The sequence below is a fragment of the Wolbachia endosymbiont of Drosophila baimaii genome, from assembly GCF_028982185.1.
Taxonomy (GTDB): Bacteria; Pseudomonadota; Alphaproteobacteria; order Rickettsiales; family Anaplasmataceae; genus Wolbachia; species Wolbachia pipientis.
Map to the genome: position 1 here is coordinate 1 of NZ_JAPQLE010000110.1, position 2,278 is coordinate 2,278.

A 2,278-nucleotide genomic window follows, 5' to 3' on the forward strand; every position below is an offset into this window, starting at 1 on the left:
TGCAATAAAATATACGATACAATTACCCTGCTTGAGCGCACTTTGTGTAAATTTGTTACCTCTCTTACCCACTCCATAATTAAACAACTCTGCAATGTCTCCTATTTGTCCTCCTAATAATGAGAATTGGTATTAGCATTTATAGCTTTACCTAATTTATCTTTAGATATTGTTCCATTTTTTACTAAACCTAAAATCAATTCCAAACATGTAACTTTTTGTTCTCCTTTGAATGAAGCAATATAGTGCAGAGCATTTTTTTCATCTTTATCTTGCACAGTAATATCTGCACCGTTTTTTAGCAATAGTTCTAGGGTTTCATACCTTTTAGTTTTTTCAAATTTCTTAAGTGATCGGTTCTCACTCTTCTCTTGTATGCGCTGGAGTACCTAATGGAGCGGTGTTTGCCCTTCTTTTTTATCATTTACAGCTTTTATAAATTGTTCTTTTTGGCCTGCTTCTAGCAATATATTGAGAAGTTTAAGTTTTTGTTTTGTTTCAGGTTTAACAATCAAGTGTAAAGCATTGTTACCATCTGTGTCTTTAAGGCTAATATCCGCCCCTTTTTCCAATAGTTCTTTAAAAAGTTTTTTATCACTATTTTTAATTACTGGATGTAATAGATAATTATCATTACTATCTGGAGTATTTATGGTATGTGGTATAATTTCTTTAATTTTTGCTTCTGTATTGATTTTTATTTCTGGCTTTAATTTAGATTTCTTTCCTTGCTCTGCTAATTTTTCTAAGAAATTACGGTAGTATATCTTTTGCTCTTCTTTTAAGTCTTGTAATTTTTCTGTAGATAATCCTAAATTATCAGAGCTGGCTCCATGCTCTAACAATTTTGTAAGAAACTTAAGTGTGTTATCGTTACTTCGAATTGTATGAGACTCATGTTTTTCTTTTGTTATCTTGTTAATTAGTGCCACCTGAAGAGGAGTTTTTTCGTCCTGATTTTCACTATCAACAAGTTGTGCTAAATCTTCCTCGGTGACTGTTTTTATTAGAGTACCTAGAAACTTGCATTTCTGTTTCTTTTCGAGCGATGCGATAAGGTGTAAAATATTATTTCCTTTTTCATCTTTTATGCTGCTAATATCCGTGCAATCTTTTAGATATTTTTTAAATTTCCTGTTATTTGCATTTTTGATCGCTTTCAGCAATTGAGCGTCGTTGTCCGTTGTTCCGTTGCTTATTTCTACCTTATGATCATCTTCAACATCACTGCCGTAGCCACTTTCTGCTTCACTATCTTCACTATTCCTACGATCATTTTGGTTACAATATTTGCTATTATCAGTAATTTCTGAAATTACTTGCTTTACTCGTTCTTTTGTTTTATTTGATATTTTTTTCGATCGTTTTATTGCTTTATCTAGCACTGGAAGGAAGCATTGGACATAATACCTATAATATTTTTCTTGTTCTCTAAGTGATTCTTCTAATTTAGTTAATACTTCAGGACTAGCACCTTCCTTGAATAACCTTTTACACTTCTTGAGGGTTCCATCTCGACTTCTTAGTTTTTCACGCTTATGCTCTTCTTTTTTTACCTTTCTCTCTATAATGCCATACAATTGCTCGTCTTTTCTATCCCGCTCTTGCTTTTCATTTTTATCTATGTATTCATCTAATTTTTTTGCATTAGTAGCTAGTGCACTTAGATCTATACTCATACTAAAACCTCAATATTAAAAGCTATTTAAGTTGTCAGCACTAAACTAACAACCAAGAAGTTTGACTTTTAATTTGAGCTAAACGTTGTATGTGTAATCGAAATATAGGTGGAAAGGCAGAAAATTAATTTCTGTAAGAAAGTTTGCCGTCATAGTTAAACCTCACTTGAACAGTTGTCTACTTAACCATTTAATCTTAAAAAATAATAAATATAGCTAAACTGCAAAACGTGCTACTGGCTAAAATAGGATAAGAAACATACTGTAATTGCGATTGAATGATGGAGAGACATACTCCATTATTTTAGCACGAAGTAACAAATTCAATGAATTGGTTCTTCAAAAATAATTTAAACTTTTACAGTAGGAGTAGTCTCATGAAATATTATAGCGGGTTAGATATCTCACTCAAAGAAACTTTTATTAGTATCGTTGATGAGAAAGGAAAAATTGTTAAAGAAGAAGTTGTTGCAAGTGAGAGCAGTGCAATAGCTGAGTTTCTGCTTAGTCAAAGCAGAGAATACGAATCCATAGGAATAGAAAGTGGGCAATTGTCAATATCGATGTGCAAAGAGTTAAGGAGCTTTGGATTACCAGTA

Annotated in this window: 2 pseudogenes; one reads left to right on the forward strand and one right to left on the reverse strand. The window is 32.0% G+C overall.

Annotated features, from left to right (window positions below):
- Positions 1-134: 134 nt before the first annotated feature.
- Positions 135-1,679: pseudogene (locus OZD66_RS03685) on the reverse strand (ankyrin repeat domain-containing protein); the annotation flags it as partial.
- 377 nt (positions 1,680-2,056) lie between these two features.
- Between OZD66_RS03685 and OZD66_RS03690 the strand changes: the two are divergent.
- Positions 2,057-2,278: pseudogene (locus tag OZD66_RS03690) on the forward strand (IS110 family transposase); the annotation flags it as partial.